Below are 15,553 nucleotides of genomic sequence, written 5' to 3' on the forward strand. Positions count from 1 at the left end.
TGTCGATGTCGCTCACGGGCTCGCGCTTCTCTTCGGAATCGGCACCAGGGCCCTTCCATCATGGGATTCGAGGACGAAGTAGAACAATCTTTTGCGCGGCCTTGTCGTTAGTTTGAACGACAGGTTCAAGCGGACATGCGAACTCACCTCATCCATCGTCCCGCGAGGGACATCTTTCCACTGCTGGGTGGATCTCGAGTTTCCTCCTATCGGCTTTGATCCTGAACGGTTTTCATGCTGCTGTCGCGGTTGGCTCCCGGGTCCACCGGAACTCGGTGCCATCGACCCATATGCGGTGCATGATGACGGCCAGCCGACGGGCCAGGGCCACGATCGCCTTCTTCATTCCGCGACGCCTGGCGATCTGCATGGCCCAGGCCTTGAGCCAGGACCATTTCTTCGAATGCAACATGCTCTGCGCTGCTTCGTAGAGCATCACCCGCATCATCTCATCCCCGCAGCGCGATATCCTGCCGCTCCAATCGATCTCGCCTGATTGATATCTGGAGCTCGTCAGCCCAAACACTGCCCCGACCGACTTGGATTTTCGGAATCGGGCTGGCACATCGACGGTCGCGCGATAGGTCAGCGCCACCACCGGGCCGACACCGGGGGTCGTCATCAGGCGCCGGCACACCTCGTCGTCGCGCACGATGGCCAGCAAGCGGCGGTGCAGGATGATGATCTGTTCGCGTAGCGCCCGCCGCACGACGAGCAGCGGTTCCACCAGGATCGCCAAGTCGGGAATAGTCTCGACAAGCTCCTGGATGCGGGCCTCGAACCTCACCATTCCGACTATGCCCACCTTGAGGCCGAAGTTACGCAAAGTCCCTCGCAGATCGTTCTCGATGGCGATGGCCTTCGACTGCAATAGCTTGCGATGGGTTAGCAGCATACGCAGTTTCTGGCTGCGTAGCGTCTTCACATGCACCGGGCGATACACTCCCACCCGCATCATCTGAGCGATGCCGCGCGCGTCATTGCGGTCGGTCTTGTTGATCTGCGCCTTCAGCACCGCCTGCATGTGCCGAGTCTCCACACAGATCACTGGTAACTCGGCTTCGGCGAGAGCGCTGAACAGCCATTGCGATAACGGCCCGGCTTCCAGTCCGATCCGCTTGAAGCGGTAGGCGGGATTCCCCAGAACCTTCAGAAGCGCTTGGGGCTCACTCGCCACCTTCACTTCCTTCAAGATCTTGCCCGTATCATCCAAAATGCAGACACTCGTCTCCTTGACCGATACGTCCAGTCCGGCAAAATGGTCCATGCTGCGCTTCTCCTGATGCTTGAGGCCGTCACCACGGACCTCGTTTTCACCATCAGCCTGAAGCGCAGCACCTTAAATATTCAGCTATCCACAAGCTGGGCCGGCCGATTACCCCATCTTTGGCCTACCTCGCGGACTCAACTCGGACATCTCCCTAGGTTCGAGAAGGGGGCCAACAGCGGACATCGGGCCTAGCGGCCTTCGCAATCTAAATTCCTGTTCGCCGTCTCGATGCGCTCTCGGATCGCCGAATAAATCTGGGCAGCCAACGGAGCCCTTTTGGCACAACCGAGTTGGATGGGGACGGCAACCATCGCGCTGAACAAGCGCAACGCATCAATTTGCTAACACCAGCGACCGGAACGATCCCGACCCATCAGCTTAGTGGGAGCTCCGGTCAATGCAGACAGCGCAGATCGCAGACCCGGAGACAAGAGTTCCACGCTGCCTGGCATTTTGTGGATAGCCGGCGCGTCCACGCTCCCTGCAACATGTCCACCAAAGAGACAAATGACCGAGGAGATAGTTCCCATGAAGGCGATCGTTGTAACGGATCAGGCCGCGGGAACGGCCGGGATGAAGCTGGTGGACCGGCCCGAGCCGCAGGCAGCGATAAACGACGTCGTCGTTCAGGTTCATGCGTCAGGATTTGTCCCGACTGAGCTGGCGTGGCCATCGACCTGGACCGATCGCCTCGATCGTGATCGAACACCATCGATCCCCGGGCACGAGCTGGCCGGAGTGGTCACCGCTCTCGGATATGGCACGACCGGGCTGTCGGTGGGACAGCGGGTGTTCGGCCTCGCGGACTGGTATCGCGACGGCACGCTGGCCGAGTATGTGGCGATCGAGGCACGCAACCTCGCGCCGCTGCCGGGCGACGTCGACTTCACGGTGGGCGCGAGCCTGCCGATCTCGGGCCTGACCTCATGGCAAGGGCTGTTCCAGCACGGCCGCCTTCAGGCGGGGCAGAGCGTCCTCGCACACGGCGCGGCCGGCGCAGTCGGGTCGATGGTGACGCAACTCGCACGAGAGGCCGGCGCCTACGTCATAGGCACCGGACGCGCCGCCGACCGTCAGACGGTGCTCGACTTCGGTGCGAAGGAGTTCGTCGACCTCGACAACGACGCCCTGGAAGACGTCGGCGAAGTCGATCTGGTGTTCGATGTCATCGGCGGTGACATCCAGAAGCGGTCCGCAGGATTAATTCGAGCCGGAGGAACACTGGTGACCGTGGTCGGGCCGGCCGAGGCGCGGCCCTCCGACGGCCTGGCGGTCGACTTCGTCGTCGAGTCCGATCGTGCCCAACTGAGTGAGATCGTCCAGCGGGTGCGGGACGGACGACTCCGGACGCACATTGGCAACGTCTCGACCCTCGACGATGCCGTCGCCGCCTTAAATCCGGCCGAGCGACGCAAGGGGAATACGATCATCCGCGTTCGTCTCTGAGCGACGCACGCCCATCTGATCCTGCCCTAACTCTGAGATGAAGAAGGGCAGAGCGTTGTCGCTCTGCCCTTTTGTCGTGTGCGCGGCCGGCCGTGATCAGTGCATGAAGCTGCGGCGATTGTTGCCGCCGTTCATGCTCGGCGCCTGGTTCATCGATTGCCGGAAGTTGTTGTTCGCCGCGCCGCTGTTATTGTGGTTTGGCATCGTATTGAGCTGCGGACGGTTGTTCTGCACCTGAATCTTGTTCGCCGGGTTGTTGTTGAGCTTCACGATGCCGGTGTTGCCGTTGTTGGTGCGGATCGGCTGATTCTGCGACTGACCATTGGTCGTCTTCACGTCGATGTTCTTGACGTCGATGTTTTTCACGTCGCCGCCCTTGCCGACATTCGTCACCGGCAGGCTGACGATCTTGCCCGAGCCACCGTTGTTGCCGGCATTCGGCGTGTTGTTGGTCGCCGGCAGCGTCACGATCTTGCCGATCGTGCCGTTGTTGGTCGTGCCGCCAGTCGGCGCGGGCAGGGTGACGATCTTGCCCGGATTTTGCGACGGCGGGTTGTGCGTCTGGTTGCCCGCCGGCAGGGTGACGACCTGGCCGCCATTGCCAAGCTTGGCGATGACGTTGATGTCGACCGGCTTCTGCACGACCGGCAGGTTACCGCCGTTACCCTGCTGCACGAGCGGCAGGTACTTAGGCGTGCCGAGATTGCCGAACTTCAAGGTCGGCGCGATGGTTTGCGGAGCCAGAAACTTCGTCGGCTGCATCAAGGGGATCAGCTTCGGCTGCGCCGCCAGCTTCAGCGCGACTTGCGCATAGGGGCTGTTGCCGTAGCTGTCATAGAAGGTCTGGTAGCCGAGCGGCGAGTTGGCGAGCACTGCCTTGTGCCAGGCCTGCGAGATCAGGAGATTGGAGAGCAGCCAGCGGATATGATCGCACAGGGGGTCATGCGGATACATGTGGATGAACTCCTGATAGTAGGCGGGATTGCCTTCGGACAGCACGTAGTCATAGGCCTGACGCGCCGAGCGGCTCGGCAGGTTGGACGCCATCTGCACCACAGGCGCATTCACCGGCGCGCGGTTGGCGGCAACGGCCGTGTCGCCGAAGAAATAGAAATCGGACGTCAGCGACGAGCTCTCCCACGGCGTCTGCGCGCCGTCGGTTGAGTGGTTCACCTCGAGCCGCACGCGCTTGAACAGCTGCTCGATCGGCACGTTGGGCTGGCGCGCGGCGTTGAGGAAGGCCTGGGTGTAGGGGCTGTGGCCGCCACTGCCATCGAGCGCTTCGGCGCCCGGTGCGGTCGAATAGCCGACGATCGAGCCGTTCGGCGCATCGACGATCGCAAGGCCGCGGCCGGCATCGTTGACACTGGGGAACGGGTTGTTGCGGCAGGCATCGAGGATGACGATGCGCATGCGGCTCGGGATCGTCTCCAACGTCGACATCACGTCGACGAGGCGGACCGAGTTGCTGACGAGCTCGGTCGGGGTCGAGACCTTCGCATCAACGGGAACGAGGTAGTTCTCGCCGGCGAGCTGCACGCCATGGCCGGCGTAGTAGACCATCGCCACGGTGTTGGGGCCGCGGGCGGCGACCTTGGCCGAAAAATCCTGCACGACCTTGAGCATGTCGTTCTGGGTCAGGTCGGTCGCCGAGATCACCTCGAAGCCGGCCGAGTTCAGGAACTGCGCCATCGATTGCGCATCATTGTCGGGGTTCGAAAGCTGCGGCGCGTTCTGGTAGTTCGAATTGCCTATTACCAGCGCCACCCGCTGCTCCGGGCCTTGCAGCGCGGTGGGAGCGGCCGACTCGACCGGGGCAACCTGCGCGGAAACCGGGCCGCAGGCGAAGCCGAACAGGCTTCCCAGCAGGCCCGCATACATCAGGAAGGACTTCAGGCGGAACATGGCGTGCTCCCTCGGGGCTAATCTCGATGCGAGATTGGTTGCGGGGAGGCTAGACCGCGTTCGAGTCTTGCGTACGCGATGCCGATCACCATGATCCGGTGCGTGATCTGAATCACGCTGGAACCGGCTATGCTGAAATCGATCTAGCCGCGACCGACGAGATGAATCGCCGAGCGCCAGGCGTGCTGCGACAGGGCCTTGAGGTTTCGAACCGTCTCGACGCGAAGCAGGGCGGCGTCGGCGGTGAGGGTCCCATTGGACACCGCGCTGAGCGTCGCGCTGCGGTGCCTGCGCAGCACTTCGTCGAGTTCCGTCGTACAACGCTCGAGCTCGGCGATGGCCTCGTCAGGCGGGTTCGCGCGGGGGCCGGCCATGACGTCGGCATGTGACGCTGGCGGCGATCCCGCGACGCGGGGCGGTGCCGCCACACCACGCGCAATCGCGGCTGCGCTTCGCATCACTTCTGCGCATAGCTCTTTGGCGCGGATGTCCTCCGGTCCATCTGCCACTGTAGCGAAATTGATTCCTCCATTCGCGAGGTCCGTCAGTCGAGACGCGTGGTCGAGCGCGTGCAGTGTGCTCGTGAGCGAGCGTTGCTCGTCGTCGATGTCGGGCGGTCCGGCCGCGTCCGACAGGAATAGTTGCGCCTGACGCACGGCGTCGGCCGCCTCCTGCACGGACACGGTGTCCTTCCCCACGCGTATGGGTCCGGTGTGGCCGGCCAGTCGCGCCTCGACCGAACCGCACACCGTCACGAGCACGCGTGCGATCGTTCGCCGCACCGCTTCCACCGCCACGGCAGGCGTAGCGAGTGCCAACGGTTCGAGGCACCGCGTGAGCGGTGAGCCACGCTCGGGCAGGATGCGCTCCACCAGTCGCGTGAACCAGTTGATCAGCGGCAGCAGGACCGCCACGCCGACAACATTGAACGCCGTGTGATAACCGGCGAGCAGCGTGACGCCGTCGATCGTGCTCGAGGCACGCAGCAGCAGAGGCGTGACAAAGGGAAAGGCGACCAGCGCGACCAGTGCCGCGGTCAGCTTGAAAAGCACATAGGCGATGGCCAGCCGCTTGGCGGTGGTGCTCGCGCCGATCGCCGCCAGGGCCGAACTCGTAGCCGTGCCGATGTTCTGGCCGATGATCAGCGCACAGGACTGGTCCAGTCCGATCGCACCGGCGAAATAAGCGGACAAGGTCACCGCGATGGCGGCCGTTGACGATTGCATCAGCGCGGTCATGACCAGTCCGATCACGACCAGCGCCAGCACGCCGAGCAGGCCCGACCACCATGGGGTCCCGGGGCTACCGAGAACGGCAGGCAGGTCCGCCGGGTGCAGTCGTTCCGCGAGGCCACCCATGCCCTGCTGCAGAGTCGTCAGCCCAAACAGCACAAGTCCGAATCCGGCAAGCGCCGCACCGACGCCGGAAATGCGTCCCTTGCCCAGAAGCTTGGTCAACGCACCGACGAAGATCATCGGCAGCGCCGCGGCCGTGAGCGATACGCGGACGCCGATCAGCGCGACCAGCCAGCCCGTGCCCGTGGTGCCGATGTTCGCGCCGAAGACGAGGCCCAACCCCTGCTGGAACGTCAAGAGGCCGGCGCTGACCAGACCGATCGTCGTCATGGTCGTTGCGCTCGAGGACTGCACCAGCAGCGTGACAAGGGCGCCCCAAATGGAGCCAAGCAGCGGCGTCGACGCCGCCTTGTTGAGCACCGCGCGCAGCGCGGAGCCGGCCAGCGTCTTCAGGCCTTCCGTCATCACGGTCATGCCCAGGAGGAACAGACCTACGCCGCCGAGTGTCGAGATCGCCGTAGACATATGCGCTCCTGAGGAGGCCGATTGGGCGAGCCTTCACACTGTAGCGCAGTTGCCGGGCGAGCGCAGCCATCAGGCTGTGGCGCGTATGGTCGCGCGCGAATGGATCAGTGGCTGGAGGTGACGCGACTGAGTCGGGCTTCGGCGTCGTGCAGTTTCGTGGCGGCAGGGGTTACGGACGCTTCCTGATCTGCAAGGGCGTGATCACCGCCAGGCGCTTTCATTCTTTTGCTCATAGTCCTTGAAGGCCTTTTCCAGGCCGCCAAGCACCTCGGCGGAGGTCTCGAACATCGCCTTGAGCTGCGGCTCGTCGACCTTCTTGATGTCTTCGCGGAGGTGGTTCCGGATCTCGTGGAGGGCCTTTTGCATCTTCTGCGTATGGTGCCGGGGATCGCGATCTGCCGCACTTGCCATGGCCAGTCTCCTCGCCGCTAATATCGTCTCGAGGAAGCCCAAGCCGGCTCCGACGAGGCTGCGCGTTAACGGCCGGCGGCTTGCGTCGTTCCAATTACGGATTTCGATAAAGGGCGCATGAAGTTCAAGGATCTGCTCAACGGGTTCATCAGGCTGCACATTCTGCACCATGCGGCGGAACACGAGATCTACGGCCAGTGGATGATCGAAGAGCTGGCGCGGCACGGCTACAGGCTCAGTCCCGGTACGCTCTATCCGCTGCTCCACGGCATGGAACGGAAGGGCTATTTGCGCTCCCGCAAGGAGCATCCCGGCCGGACGGCACGGACGCTCTACCGCGCGACGCCGCTCGGCAGGAAGGGGCTTGCGCTTGCGAAGTTGCGCGTGCTCGAATTCACGGGCGAGGCCATGAAGGATTAGGACTGGCCGAAAGGGCCGATTTCCTTTATCGAAAGCCGATAAACGCGGCAGTCGGGATCAAGCGGCCGTGAGCGACATGAATTCTTCAGCCGACGCCTCGGTCGATCGCGGAGCCTGTACCGGCTCGCCGTTGGAAGTCCTGCGCATCTTCCTCAAGCTCGGATTGACCTGCTTCGGCGGCCCGATCGCCCATATCGGCTATTTCCGCGATGAGTTCGTCGTGCGGCGGAAGTGGATCGACGAGCACGCCTACGCCGATCTGGTCGGGCTGTGCCAATTCCTGCCGGGGCCCGCCAGCAGCCAGGTCGGCTTCTCGATCGGCTTGATGCGGGCCGGTTATCTCGGCGCGCTCGCTGCATGGACGGGTTTCACGCTGCCTTCGGCTGCCGTCCTCATCGTCTTCGCCTACGGAGCGGGAGCGTTGACCGGGCCGCTCGGAACCGGCCTGCTTCACGGCTTGAAGCTGACCGCGGTTGCCATCGTCGCGCAGGCGGTCTGGGGCATGGCGCGCAATCTCTGCCCCGACCGCGAGCGCGCTTCGATCGCAGCGGCGGCGGCGATCATCCTGCTTCTCAGCACCTCATCAGTGGTGCAGATCGGCGCGATCGTCCTCGGCGGGCTCGCCGGCCTGTGGTTGTGCCGTTGCGAAATGGCGGCACCGTCGGGACATGTCGCGATGCCAGTCTCGCGCACCGTGGGGCTGATCACGCTTGCGGCCTTCTTCATTCTGCTGGCGGGCCTGCCGGTGCTCCGCGGCCTGACGGGATCGGCGGGCGTGGCGCTGTTCGATGCCTTCTACCGCTCCGGCGCACTCGTCTTCGGAGGTGGCCACGTCGTCCTTCCGCTGCTGCGCGAAGCCTTCGTCGCTCCGGGCTGGCTGAGCGACGACGCGTTTCTCGCCGGCTACGGCGCCGCCCAGGCCGTGCCGGGTCCGCTCTTCACCTTCGCCGCCTACCTCGGAACAGTGGTCGCTCCCGAACCGCACGGCCTCGCGGGAGCGGCCCTCGGCCTCATTGGCATCTTCCTGCCGGGGATGCTCGTGCTGCTCGGCGCGCTGCCATTCTGGGACGCCTTTCGAAAGCGCACCGGCGCACAGGCGATGATGCGTGGCGTCAACGCTGCAGTCGTGGGCGTGCTGGGCGCGGCGCTGTACAATCCGGTATGGATCACGACCGTTCACAGCCCTAAGGATTTCGCCGTCGCGCTGGTCGGCTTCGTCCTTCTGGCTGCCTGGCGCGCGCCGCCGCTCGTGGTCGTCGCTTTCAGCGCGGCTGCGGGTGTGGTCATGGCGTTGGTCTGAGCTTGGAAGCAATAGAAGCTTGGCGAAGTTGAGAGGGCAAAGCTCGGGTGGAATGCGCCGCAGGGCAAGCCTCGAAGGGCGACGGCCCGGCTGCATCCCGGCCGTTCATCCTTCGAGGCTCCCCGAGGGGGGCGCTACGCCCCATGGCTCGCACCTCAGGATGACGGATTCGCAGCCTCGTCATTGCGAGCGCAGCGAAGCAATCCAGATTCTTTCCGCGGCGACGGTCTGGATTGCTTCGCTGCGCTCGCAATGACGGTGTGGAAAGAGAGGGAGCGCCTAGACCTATGCCCTCGTGCCCCGGACTCAGCGCAGCAACGCTTGCGCGTTGCGGCGCGTCCGGGACGCGAGAGGAGCGGCGTGGAGAGACTTTGAGCGCCCCTCAGGAGAAGAACGCGATCTTCTCGGCCTGGGTCATGCGGCGGATCGGGGCGAGGGGATCGTTGGCGGGGGCGCGGGGCTTTTGCAGGATGCCGCTGGCGAGGATGGTGGCGCCGAGCGAAGGCTCGGGCAGAGGTGAGGGCATCGGCAGCGTCGCGGTCGGCGCCATGGTGAGGGGCGCGCTCGGCGCCATGGCCGGGGCCGGATGCTCCATCACCTCGGCGGCAGCTTCGGCGATGGCATCGGTGAGACGCGCGAGCGATTCAGCCGCGATCGGTGCTTCGACAGCGGGAGCCTGTGCTGCTACCGGGACGACGGCCGGCTCGCCCGCGATCGACGCGACGGCTGGCGCTTCCGCGACCGGTGCAACGACCGGCTCCGCTGCGACCGGCTCAGCGACATCAGCGGCAACTGGCTCGCGAATGTCCGCAGCCATCTCCATCGGCTCGATGATCTCGTCGAAGTCCGGATCTGGCGCGGCCATCTCGAATGCGATCCGCTCGAGCACGGCCTCGTCCTCCGCCTGCGCAGCGGCATCGAACGGGAGCTCGTCGGGCCCTGAGACCGCCTCCTCAACCGCGTCGTGGCTTTCGGCGACGATCTCCGGCCCGCCGGCGATGTCCATCGCCGTATCGGCAACCGATGTCGTTTCAGCGGCGCCGATCTCTTCAACGGCGGTTTCAGCCTCGACCGCCAGTGCGAGGTCCTGCGGCGCCTCCGTAAAAGCCACGGGGGCTTCGCTCGCCATCACGGCAGGGGCAGCCTCGACAGCCGGCGCTTCCTGCACAGGCGCCGGGGAGGGACGCATCGCCGTTTGCGGCGCCACGCCGCCGTCAGCGTCGGTCTGCTCGATCCGGTCCTTGAGCAGATCGAAGGCGGCCTTGAGCTCGGTGCGCGGGTCGATGGTCGAAACCTGCGTGCAGGCGCCCTCGATGGCCGCGAGCTGCGAATCAATCAGGTCGCAGATTCGCCCGTCGGCGCCGATCTCGCGCCAGCGCCAGGAGATCTCCTTGATGATGCGCACGCCGCGCTGGATCGGCGCGAGGCCAGACTCGATCGTGGCCGGATCGAACGCCGCAACCGCCGCGGCTTCGGTCTCCTCGACCGCGCGGCGGATCGCCACCAGCGCCTCGGGCAGGCGGTCCTCGATAACCGGTTGTCGCTGTGCCGCAATGGTTTCTTCGATTTTCGCGACCGCATCGAGCACCATGCGGGTATCGGCATTGCGGTTGCGCTTGGCATATTCGCCGAGGAACCAGCGGCCGCGCGCGGTCTCCATGAACGCTTCGCGGATCGCGTCGTAGTCCTGCTCGTTCGGCTTGGCCGCGCGGGCGGACATGGGCGAGAGGGCGAATGCTTCAGTGGCCATGGCAATCTCGTCGCGCAAATCAGTGCGCGTTACAGTAACGATCACCACGATATCGACCGAATCGCAATTGGTTTGATGCAACCCGAATCACAAATCCCCATCGCTGCAACCGTGAGACGCCGATTCGCGGTGCGGCTGGCGCTGTTCTATTCGGCGGTGTTCGCGGTCTCGGGCGCCCATCTGCCGTTCTTCTCGGTCTGGCTGAAGGCGATCGGCATCGACGCGGCCTGGATCGGCGTCATCATGGCGCTGCCGGCGATGACGCGCTTCACCACGCTGCCTTATGCAACCGCCTTTGCCGAAAAGCGCCACGCCATTCGCGCCGGAATGACGATCTCGGTGTTCGCGACCGCCGTGGGCTTTGCGGTGCTCGGCCTGCAGCAACAGCCGCTGGCGCTGTTCCTGGTCTACGCCGCGACCTGCGTGCTCTGGACCCCGACGATCCCGCTGACCGACGCTTATGCATTGCGCGGCGTCGCTCGCTACAAGCTCGACTATGGGCCGGTGCGGCTGTGGGGCTCGGCGGCCTTCGCCGCCGGTTCACTTGCTTGCGGCTTTCTGGTCGACACCATTGCCGCGCGCGACCTGATCTGGGTCATCGTCGCGCTCGCCGCCGTCGCGGCGTTCACAAGCCTATTGCTTCAGCCGCTCGACGACGTGCGGCGAAAGAGCGCGGAGGCGCGCGGCGGAACGGCGCTGCTGCGCGATCCCGCCTTCTGGGCCATCATCGTTTCGGCCGCGCTGATCCAGAACAGTCACGTTGCCTATTACACGTTCTCGGCGATCAACTGGCGGGCCCACGGCCTCGGCGGGCTGACGATCGCAGGCCTCTGGACGCTGGGTGTGATTGCCGAAATCCTCGTGTTCGCGCTGTCGCCGCGCTTCTCGTTGCACGCCTCAACGCTCATGGCGATCGGCGGTGCGGGCGCCGTCGTGCGCTGGATCGTCACCGCGAACGAGCCGCCGCTCGCGCTGCTCGCGATCGTGCAGCTTGGCCATGGCCTCACCTTCGGCATGACCATCCTCGGCACCATGAGCCTGCTGGTGCAGCGCGTGCCGTCGCGTCAGATCGCGCGCGGGCAGGGCTACTACGCCGCGTGCATCGGGCTGTTGGGAGCGGCGACGTCGATCGTCTCGGGCGCGATCTACGCGCGCGTCGGCGAGGGCCTGTATTACGTGATGGCCGGGATGGCCGGCCTTGGTGCGCTGCTGATCTGGTCTGCGCGGCACCGGCTCAAGGCTCATCCCCAGAGCGAAGCCTCCGGGGGATAGACCAGGCTGCCGTCATACCGCAGGGCGTGATCACGATCGCGCGCAAGCAGCAGCGGTCCGTCGAGGTCGACGAAGCGCGCCTGTGGCGTGATCAGCATCGCCGGCGCCATCGACAGCGAGGTCGCGACCATGCAGCCGACCATGATCTCGAAGCCGAGCGCCTGCGCCGCGTCGGCCATGGCGAGCGCCTCGGTGAGACCGCCGGTCTTGTCGAGCTTGATGTTCACGGCGTCATAGCGCTCGCGCAAGGGCGCGAGCGAAGCGCGGTCATGCACGCTTTCATCGGCGCAGACCGCGAGCGGCCGCTTGACCCGCGCCAGCGCGCCGTCCTGCCCGGCCGGCAGCGGCTGCTCCACCAGGGTGACGCCGGCCGCGGCGCAGGCGGCGAGGTTCTGCTCCAGATTGGCCTCGGTCCAGGCCTCGTTGGCGTCGACGATCAGCTCCGATTCGGGGGCGGCCTTGCGCACCGCCGCGATTCTGGCTCCGTCGCCGTCACCGCCGAGCTTGATCTTGAGCAGCGGCCGGTTTGCCGCCTTGGCAGCCCCCGCCGCCATGGCCTCGGGGCTGCCCAGCGAGATCGTGTAGGCCGTGGTGCGCTCGCCGGGCACCGGGCGGTCCAGCAGGTTCCAGGCCCGGACACCCGCTGCCTTGGCCTCCAAATCAATCAGGGCGCAATCCAGCGCGTTGCGGGCCGCTCCTGGCGGCATGGCGGCCTGCAGGGCCTGCCTGGTGAGTCCGCCGGCAACTGCCTGCTGCATGACCTGGATCGCGCCGAGCGTTGCCTCGGGGGTCTCGCCATAACGGGGATAGGGCACGCATTCGCCGCGGCCGGTCAGGCCGTCCCGGCTCACTTCCGCCACAACAGTGACGGCCTCCGTCTTGGCGCCTCGGCTGATCGTGAAGGTTCCCGCGATCGGAAAGCGCTCGATTCGGACCGAGAGGACCGGAACTTTGCTGGAAGTCATTTTGAACTCTGGCAATTTCTGAACCGGCTGATTACCTCTTGCAACTAACAATGGCCAGTTGGGGGTACCTTCTCCAGGTAGGGGCGCGTGCGCAACCATCTCTATTCCTCCGCCTCCGATGCCTCGGCACAGGAGCGGACATCTTGAGCGGCGATCCGAAACTCGAACGGATTGCGAAAGGCAACGCGCTGGCACTCTGCGCCACCGGAACGTGGACCGCGAGATTCGCGCCGGTCCTGGAGCGGATGGTCGCCGACGCCGAAAAGCTTGCCGGCAGCCCGCAGAGCATCTTCATCGATGTCTCCGACGTCGCCAAGCTCGACACGTTCGGCGCGTGGCTGATCGAGCGGCTGCGCCGAAGCCTGACGCAAGGCGCCGTCGAGGCGCAGATCGCGGGCCTCTCCACCAACTATTCCAGCCTCGTCGACGAGGTGCGCCGGGTCAGGGCGACGCCCGTCGTCGAGACCAGCGCGGTCACGATCACCGGCATGCTGGAGCAGATCGGCCGGGCCGTTTCCGGCGTTGCCGGCACCGTGGCGGGCCTCGTCGACATGCTCGGCGCCGTGCTCGCGGCAAGCGGCCGCGTGCTGATCCATCCGCGCTCGCTGCGCCTGACCTCGACCGTGCATCATTTGGAGCAGGTCTGCTGGCGCGCGGTGCCGATCATTGTGCTGATCACCTTCCTGATCGGCTGCATCATCGCCCAGCAGGGCATCTTCCATTTCCGCAGGTTCGGCGCCGACATCTTCGTGGTCGACATGCTGGGCGTGCTGGTGCTCCGCGAGATCGGCGTCCTGCTGGTCGCGATCATGGTCGCGGGCCGCTCGGGGAGCGCCTACACCGCCGAGCTCGGCTCGATGAAGATGCGCGAGGAGATCGACGCGCTGCGCACCATGGGTTTCGATCCGATCGAGGTCCTGGTGCTGCCGCGCATGCTGGCGCTGGTGCTGGCGCTGCCAATCCTCGCCTTCCTCGGCGCCATGGCGGCGCTCTATGGCGGCGGCCTGGTCGCCTGGCTCTATGGCGGCGTCGATCCCGAAGCCTTCCTATTGCGCCTGCGCGATGCCATCTCGATCGACCATTTCATCGTCGGCATCGTGAAAGCACCGGTGATGGCAGCCGTGATCGGCATCGTCGCCTGCGTCGAGGGGCTGGCGGTGCAAGGCAGCGCGGAGTCGCTCGGACAGCACACGACCTCGTCGGTGGTGAAGGGCATCTTCTTCGTCATCGTCATGGACGGCGTCTTCGCCATCTTCTTCGCATCGATCGGAATGTGATGATGGCAGGCGATATCCAGAACCCCATCATCCGCGTCCGCGACATCACCGTGCAGTTCGGCGCGACGCGCGTGCTCGACGGCCTCAATCTCGACGTCAAGCGCGGCGAGATCCTCGGCTTCGTCGGCCCGTCGGGCGCGGGCAAATCGGTGCTGACGCGCACCATCATCGGCCTCGTGCCGAAGGTCGCCGGCAGCATCGAGGTGTTCGGCGTCGACCTCGATGCGTCCGGTGGCGCGCAGCGTCGTGGCGTGGAGCGGCGCTGGGGCGTGCTGTTTCAGCAGGGCGCGCTGTTCTCCTCGCTGACCGTCAGGCAGAACATCCAGTTTCCGATGCGCGAATACTTGCGGGTCTCGCAGCGGCTGATGGACGAGATCACCATGGCCAAGCTCACCATGGTCGGCCTCAAGCCTGAAGTGGCCGAACGCTTCCCGTCCGAACTCTCCGGCGGCATGATCAAGCGCGTGGCGCTGGCGCGCGCGCTGTCGCTCGATCCGGACCTCGTGTTCCTGGATGAGCCGACCTCGGGCCTCGATCCGATCGGCGCCGGCGATTTCGACGAGCTGGTCAGGACCCTGCAGCGCACTTTGGGTCTGACGGTTTTCATGGTAACGCACGACCTCGACAGCCTTTACACAGCTTGTGACCGCATCGCCGTTTTAGGGAACGGTAAGATCATTGCGGCAGGGTCGATGGCCGACATGCAGGCCTCGCAACATCCCTGGCTGAGGCAGTATTTTCATGGCAAGCGCGCCCGCGCGGTCATGGGTTGAGTACCTGGGTTGAGTAGCCGGAGCACCTGATGGAAACGCGGGCGAATTACGTACTGATTGGATCGTTCACGCTGGCGGTGATCGCCGCGGCGATCGGCTTCGTGCTGTGGTTCCAGTCGCTGCACACCACCAAGCAGCGCAGCCCCCTGCGCGTGGTCTTCGAGGGCCCCGCGGCCGGCCTGCGTAACGGCGGCAGTGTCAATTTCAACGGTATCAGGGTGGGTGAAGTCGTCTCGGTGAAGCTCGACAACCCGCGGCGGGTTGTCGCACTCGCCATGGTCGAGAACAACGCCCCGATCCGCAAGGACACCCTGGTCGGCCTTGAATTCCAGGGCCTGACCGGCGTTGCCGCGATCTCGCTGAAGGGCGGCGAGGAGGCTGCGCCCCCGCCGGCGCTCGACGAGGATGGCATCCCGATGCTGACCGCCGATCCGAACAAGCTCCAGGACGTCACCGAGGCGATCCGCGGCACGCTGCAGAACATCAACAAGCTGGTTGCCGACAATCAGGAGTCGGTGAAGAAGTCGCTGAAGAATCTCGAGACCTTCACAACCTCGCTCGCGCGCAACTCCGAGAGGATCGACGCCGTCATGGCCAAGGTCGACGGCGTGATGCTCAAGGCCGACAATCTCATGCTCGGCCTCAACACGCTCGCCGGCGGCAAGGACGGTGGCGAGCTGTTCCAGGCGGTGAAGTCGATCCGCGAGCTTGCCGATGACTTCGACAAGCGCTCCGGCGCGCTGATGTCCGACGGCCGCCGCACGCTCGGCGACATCAGCCGTGCCGTGAATAATTTCGACCGCAACCCGACGCGCGTGCTGTTCGGCGCCAGCAACAGCACGCAGGCTGCTCCGCCACCGGCCGAGCCGCCGAGGCCCGCGCCGTCGAACGAGCGCAAGCGGCAGTAGCGGTCCCCATCCGCCCTTTAGTCGTCCCTCGCGCCA

Annotated in this window: 13 protein-coding genes; 7 read left to right on the forward strand and 6 right to left on the reverse strand. The window is 65.3% G+C overall.

Annotated elements, in window-relative coordinates:
* Positions 1–232 precede the first annotated feature (232 nt).
* On the reverse strand, positions 233–1,267 hold the full coding sequence (locus AXW67_RS10215; protein WP_063676386.1) for an IS110 family RNA-guided transposase: 1,035 nt from the start codon (positions 1,265–1,267) through the stop codon (positions 233–235).
* A gap of 531 nt (positions 1,268–1,798) precedes the next feature.
* Between AXW67_RS10215 and AXW67_RS10220 the strand changes: the two genes are divergently transcribed.
* On the forward strand, positions 1,799–2,716 hold the full coding sequence (locus AXW67_RS10220) for an NADP-dependent oxidoreductase (RefSeq protein WP_063677792.1): 918 nt from the start codon (positions 1,799–1,801) through the stop codon (positions 2,714–2,716).
* A 96-nt stretch (positions 2,717–2,812) separates the two neighbouring features.
* Here AXW67_RS10220 and AXW67_RS10225 read toward each other — a convergent pair whose 3' ends face one another.
* The 3 genes from AXW67_RS10225 to AXW67_RS10235 form a co-directional block, all read right to left on the reverse strand.
* Positions 2,813–4,621, reverse strand: coding sequence for a caspase family protein (locus AXW67_RS10225; protein WP_063677793.1), 1,809 nt, complete (start codon positions 4,619–4,621; stop codon positions 2,813–2,815).
* A gap of 143 nt (positions 4,622–4,764) precedes the next feature.
* The gene (locus AXW67_RS10230) at positions 4,765–6,441 is read right to left on the reverse strand and encodes a Na/Pi cotransporter family protein (protein WP_063677794.1); all 1,677 of its coding nucleotides are present in this window, start codon (positions 6,439–6,441) and stop codon (positions 4,765–4,767) included.
* A 201-nt stretch (positions 6,442–6,642) separates the two neighbouring features.
* Complete coding sequence (locus tag AXW67_RS10235) at positions 6,643–6,852, reverse strand: hypothetical protein (RefSeq protein WP_027552720.1); 210 nt, start codon at positions 6,850–6,852, stop codon at positions 6,643–6,645.
* Between the two features lie 117 nt (positions 6,853–6,969).
* On the opposite strand from AXW67_RS10235, the gene AXW67_RS10240 reads away from it, so the two are divergent.
* Together AXW67_RS10240 and chrA are read left to right on the forward strand one after the other, a co-directional pair.
* On the forward strand, positions 6,970–7,272 hold the full coding sequence (locus AXW67_RS10240) for a PadR family transcriptional regulator (protein ID WP_027552719.1): 303 nt from the start codon (positions 6,970–6,972) through the stop codon (positions 7,270–7,272).
* Positions 7,273–7,348: 76 nt separating this feature from the next.
* Positions 7,349–8,572, forward strand: a complete 1,224-nt coding sequence (gene chrA, locus AXW67_RS10245; RefSeq protein WP_063677795.1) for a chromate efflux transporter — start codon at positions 7,349–7,351, stop codon at positions 8,570–8,572.
* Between the two features lie 382 nt (positions 8,573–8,954).
* Here the strand turns inward: chrA and AXW67_RS10250 are convergent, their stop codons facing one another.
* Positions 8,955–10,322, reverse strand: coding sequence for a hypothetical protein (locus AXW67_RS10250; protein WP_063677842.1), 1,368 nt, complete (start codon positions 10,320–10,322; stop codon positions 8,955–8,957).
* 75 nt (positions 10,323–10,397) lie between these two features.
* Between AXW67_RS10250 and AXW67_RS10255 the strand changes: the two genes are divergently transcribed.
* Positions 10,398–11,594, forward strand: a complete 1,197-nt coding sequence (locus AXW67_RS10255; protein WP_063677796.1) for an MFS transporter — start codon at positions 10,398–10,400, stop codon at positions 11,592–11,594.
* On the opposite strand, the gene dgcA is transcribed toward AXW67_RS10255, so the two are convergent.
* Entirely contained in the window at positions 11,564–12,559 is a 996-nt protein-coding gene (gene dgcA / locus AXW67_RS10260) for an N-acetyl-D-Glu racemase DgcA (protein WP_063677797.1), read from the reverse strand. The two genes, AXW67_RS10255 and dgcA, sit on opposite strands and share 31 nt — an antisense overlap.
* A 143-nt stretch (positions 12,560–12,702) precedes the next feature.
* Between dgcA and AXW67_RS10265 the strand changes: the two genes are divergently transcribed.
* From AXW67_RS10265 to AXW67_RS10275, 3 genes are read left to right on the forward strand one after another with little or no spacing between them, the layout of a single operon-like run.
* Positions 12,703–13,836, forward strand: coding sequence for an MlaE family ABC transporter permease (locus AXW67_RS10265; RefSeq protein WP_063677798.1), 1,134 nt, complete (start codon positions 12,703–12,705; stop codon positions 13,834–13,836).
* A 2-nt stretch (positions 13,837–13,838) separates the two neighbouring features.
* Entirely contained in the window at positions 13,839–14,609 is a 771-nt protein-coding gene (locus AXW67_RS10270; protein WP_063677843.1) for an ABC transporter ATP-binding protein, read from the forward strand.
* A 29-nt stretch (positions 14,610–14,638) separates the two neighbouring features.
* Entirely contained in the window at positions 14,639–15,517 is an 879-nt protein-coding gene (locus AXW67_RS10275) for an MlaD family protein (protein ID WP_063677799.1), read from the forward strand.
* Positions 15,518–15,553 lie beyond the last annotated feature (36 nt).

The organism is Bradyrhizobium neotropicale (assembly GCF_001641695.1).
GTDB classification, from domain to species: domain Bacteria; phylum Pseudomonadota; class Alphaproteobacteria; order Rhizobiales; family Xanthobacteraceae; genus Bradyrhizobium; species Bradyrhizobium neotropicale.

Excerpts from the sequence above, each read along its gene's own strand:
- AXW67_RS10215 (WP_063676386.1), bottom strand. The coding sequence starts at position 1,267 with ATGGACCATTTTGCCGGACTGGACGTATCGGTCAAGGAGACGAGTGTC.
- AXW67_RS10220 (WP_063677792.1), top strand. The coding sequence starts at position 1,799 with ATGAAGGCGATCGTTGTAACGGATCAGGCCGCGGGAACGGCCGGGATG.
- AXW67_RS10225 (WP_063677793.1), bottom strand. The coding sequence starts at position 4,621 with ATGTTCCGCCTGAAGTCCTTCCTGATGTATGCGGGCCTGCTGGGAAGC.
- AXW67_RS10230 (WP_063677794.1), bottom strand. The coding sequence starts at position 6,441 with ATGTCTACGGCGATCTCGACACTCGGCGGCGTAGGTCTGTTCCTCCTG.
- AXW67_RS10235 (WP_027552720.1), bottom strand. The coding sequence starts at position 6,852 with ATGGCAAGTGCGGCAGATCGCGATCCCCGGCACCATACGCAGAAGATG.
- AXW67_RS10240 (WP_027552719.1), top strand. The coding sequence starts at position 6,970 with ATGAAGTTCAAGGATCTGCTCAACGGGTTCATCAGGCTGCACATTCTG.
- chrA (WP_063677795.1), top strand. The coding sequence starts at position 7,349 with ATGAATTCTTCAGCCGACGCCTCGGTCGATCGCGGAGCCTGTACCGGC.
- AXW67_RS10250 (WP_063677842.1), bottom strand. The coding sequence starts at position 10,322 with ATGGCCACTGAAGCATTCGCCCTCTCGCCCATGTCCGCCCGCGCGGCC.
- AXW67_RS10255 (WP_063677796.1), top strand. The coding sequence starts at position 10,398 with ATGCAACCCGAATCACAAATCCCCATCGCTGCAACCGTGAGACGCCGA.
- dgcA (WP_063677797.1), bottom strand. The coding sequence starts at position 12,559 with ATGACTTCCAGCAAAGTTCCGGTCCTCTCGGTCCGAATCGAGCGCTTT.
- AXW67_RS10270 (WP_063677843.1), top strand. The coding sequence starts at position 13,839 with ATGGCAGGCGATATCCAGAACCCCATCATCCGCGTCCGCGACATCACC.
- AXW67_RS10275 (WP_063677799.1), top strand. The coding sequence starts at position 14,639 with ATGGAAACGCGGGCGAATTACGTACTGATTGGATCGTTCACGCTGGCG.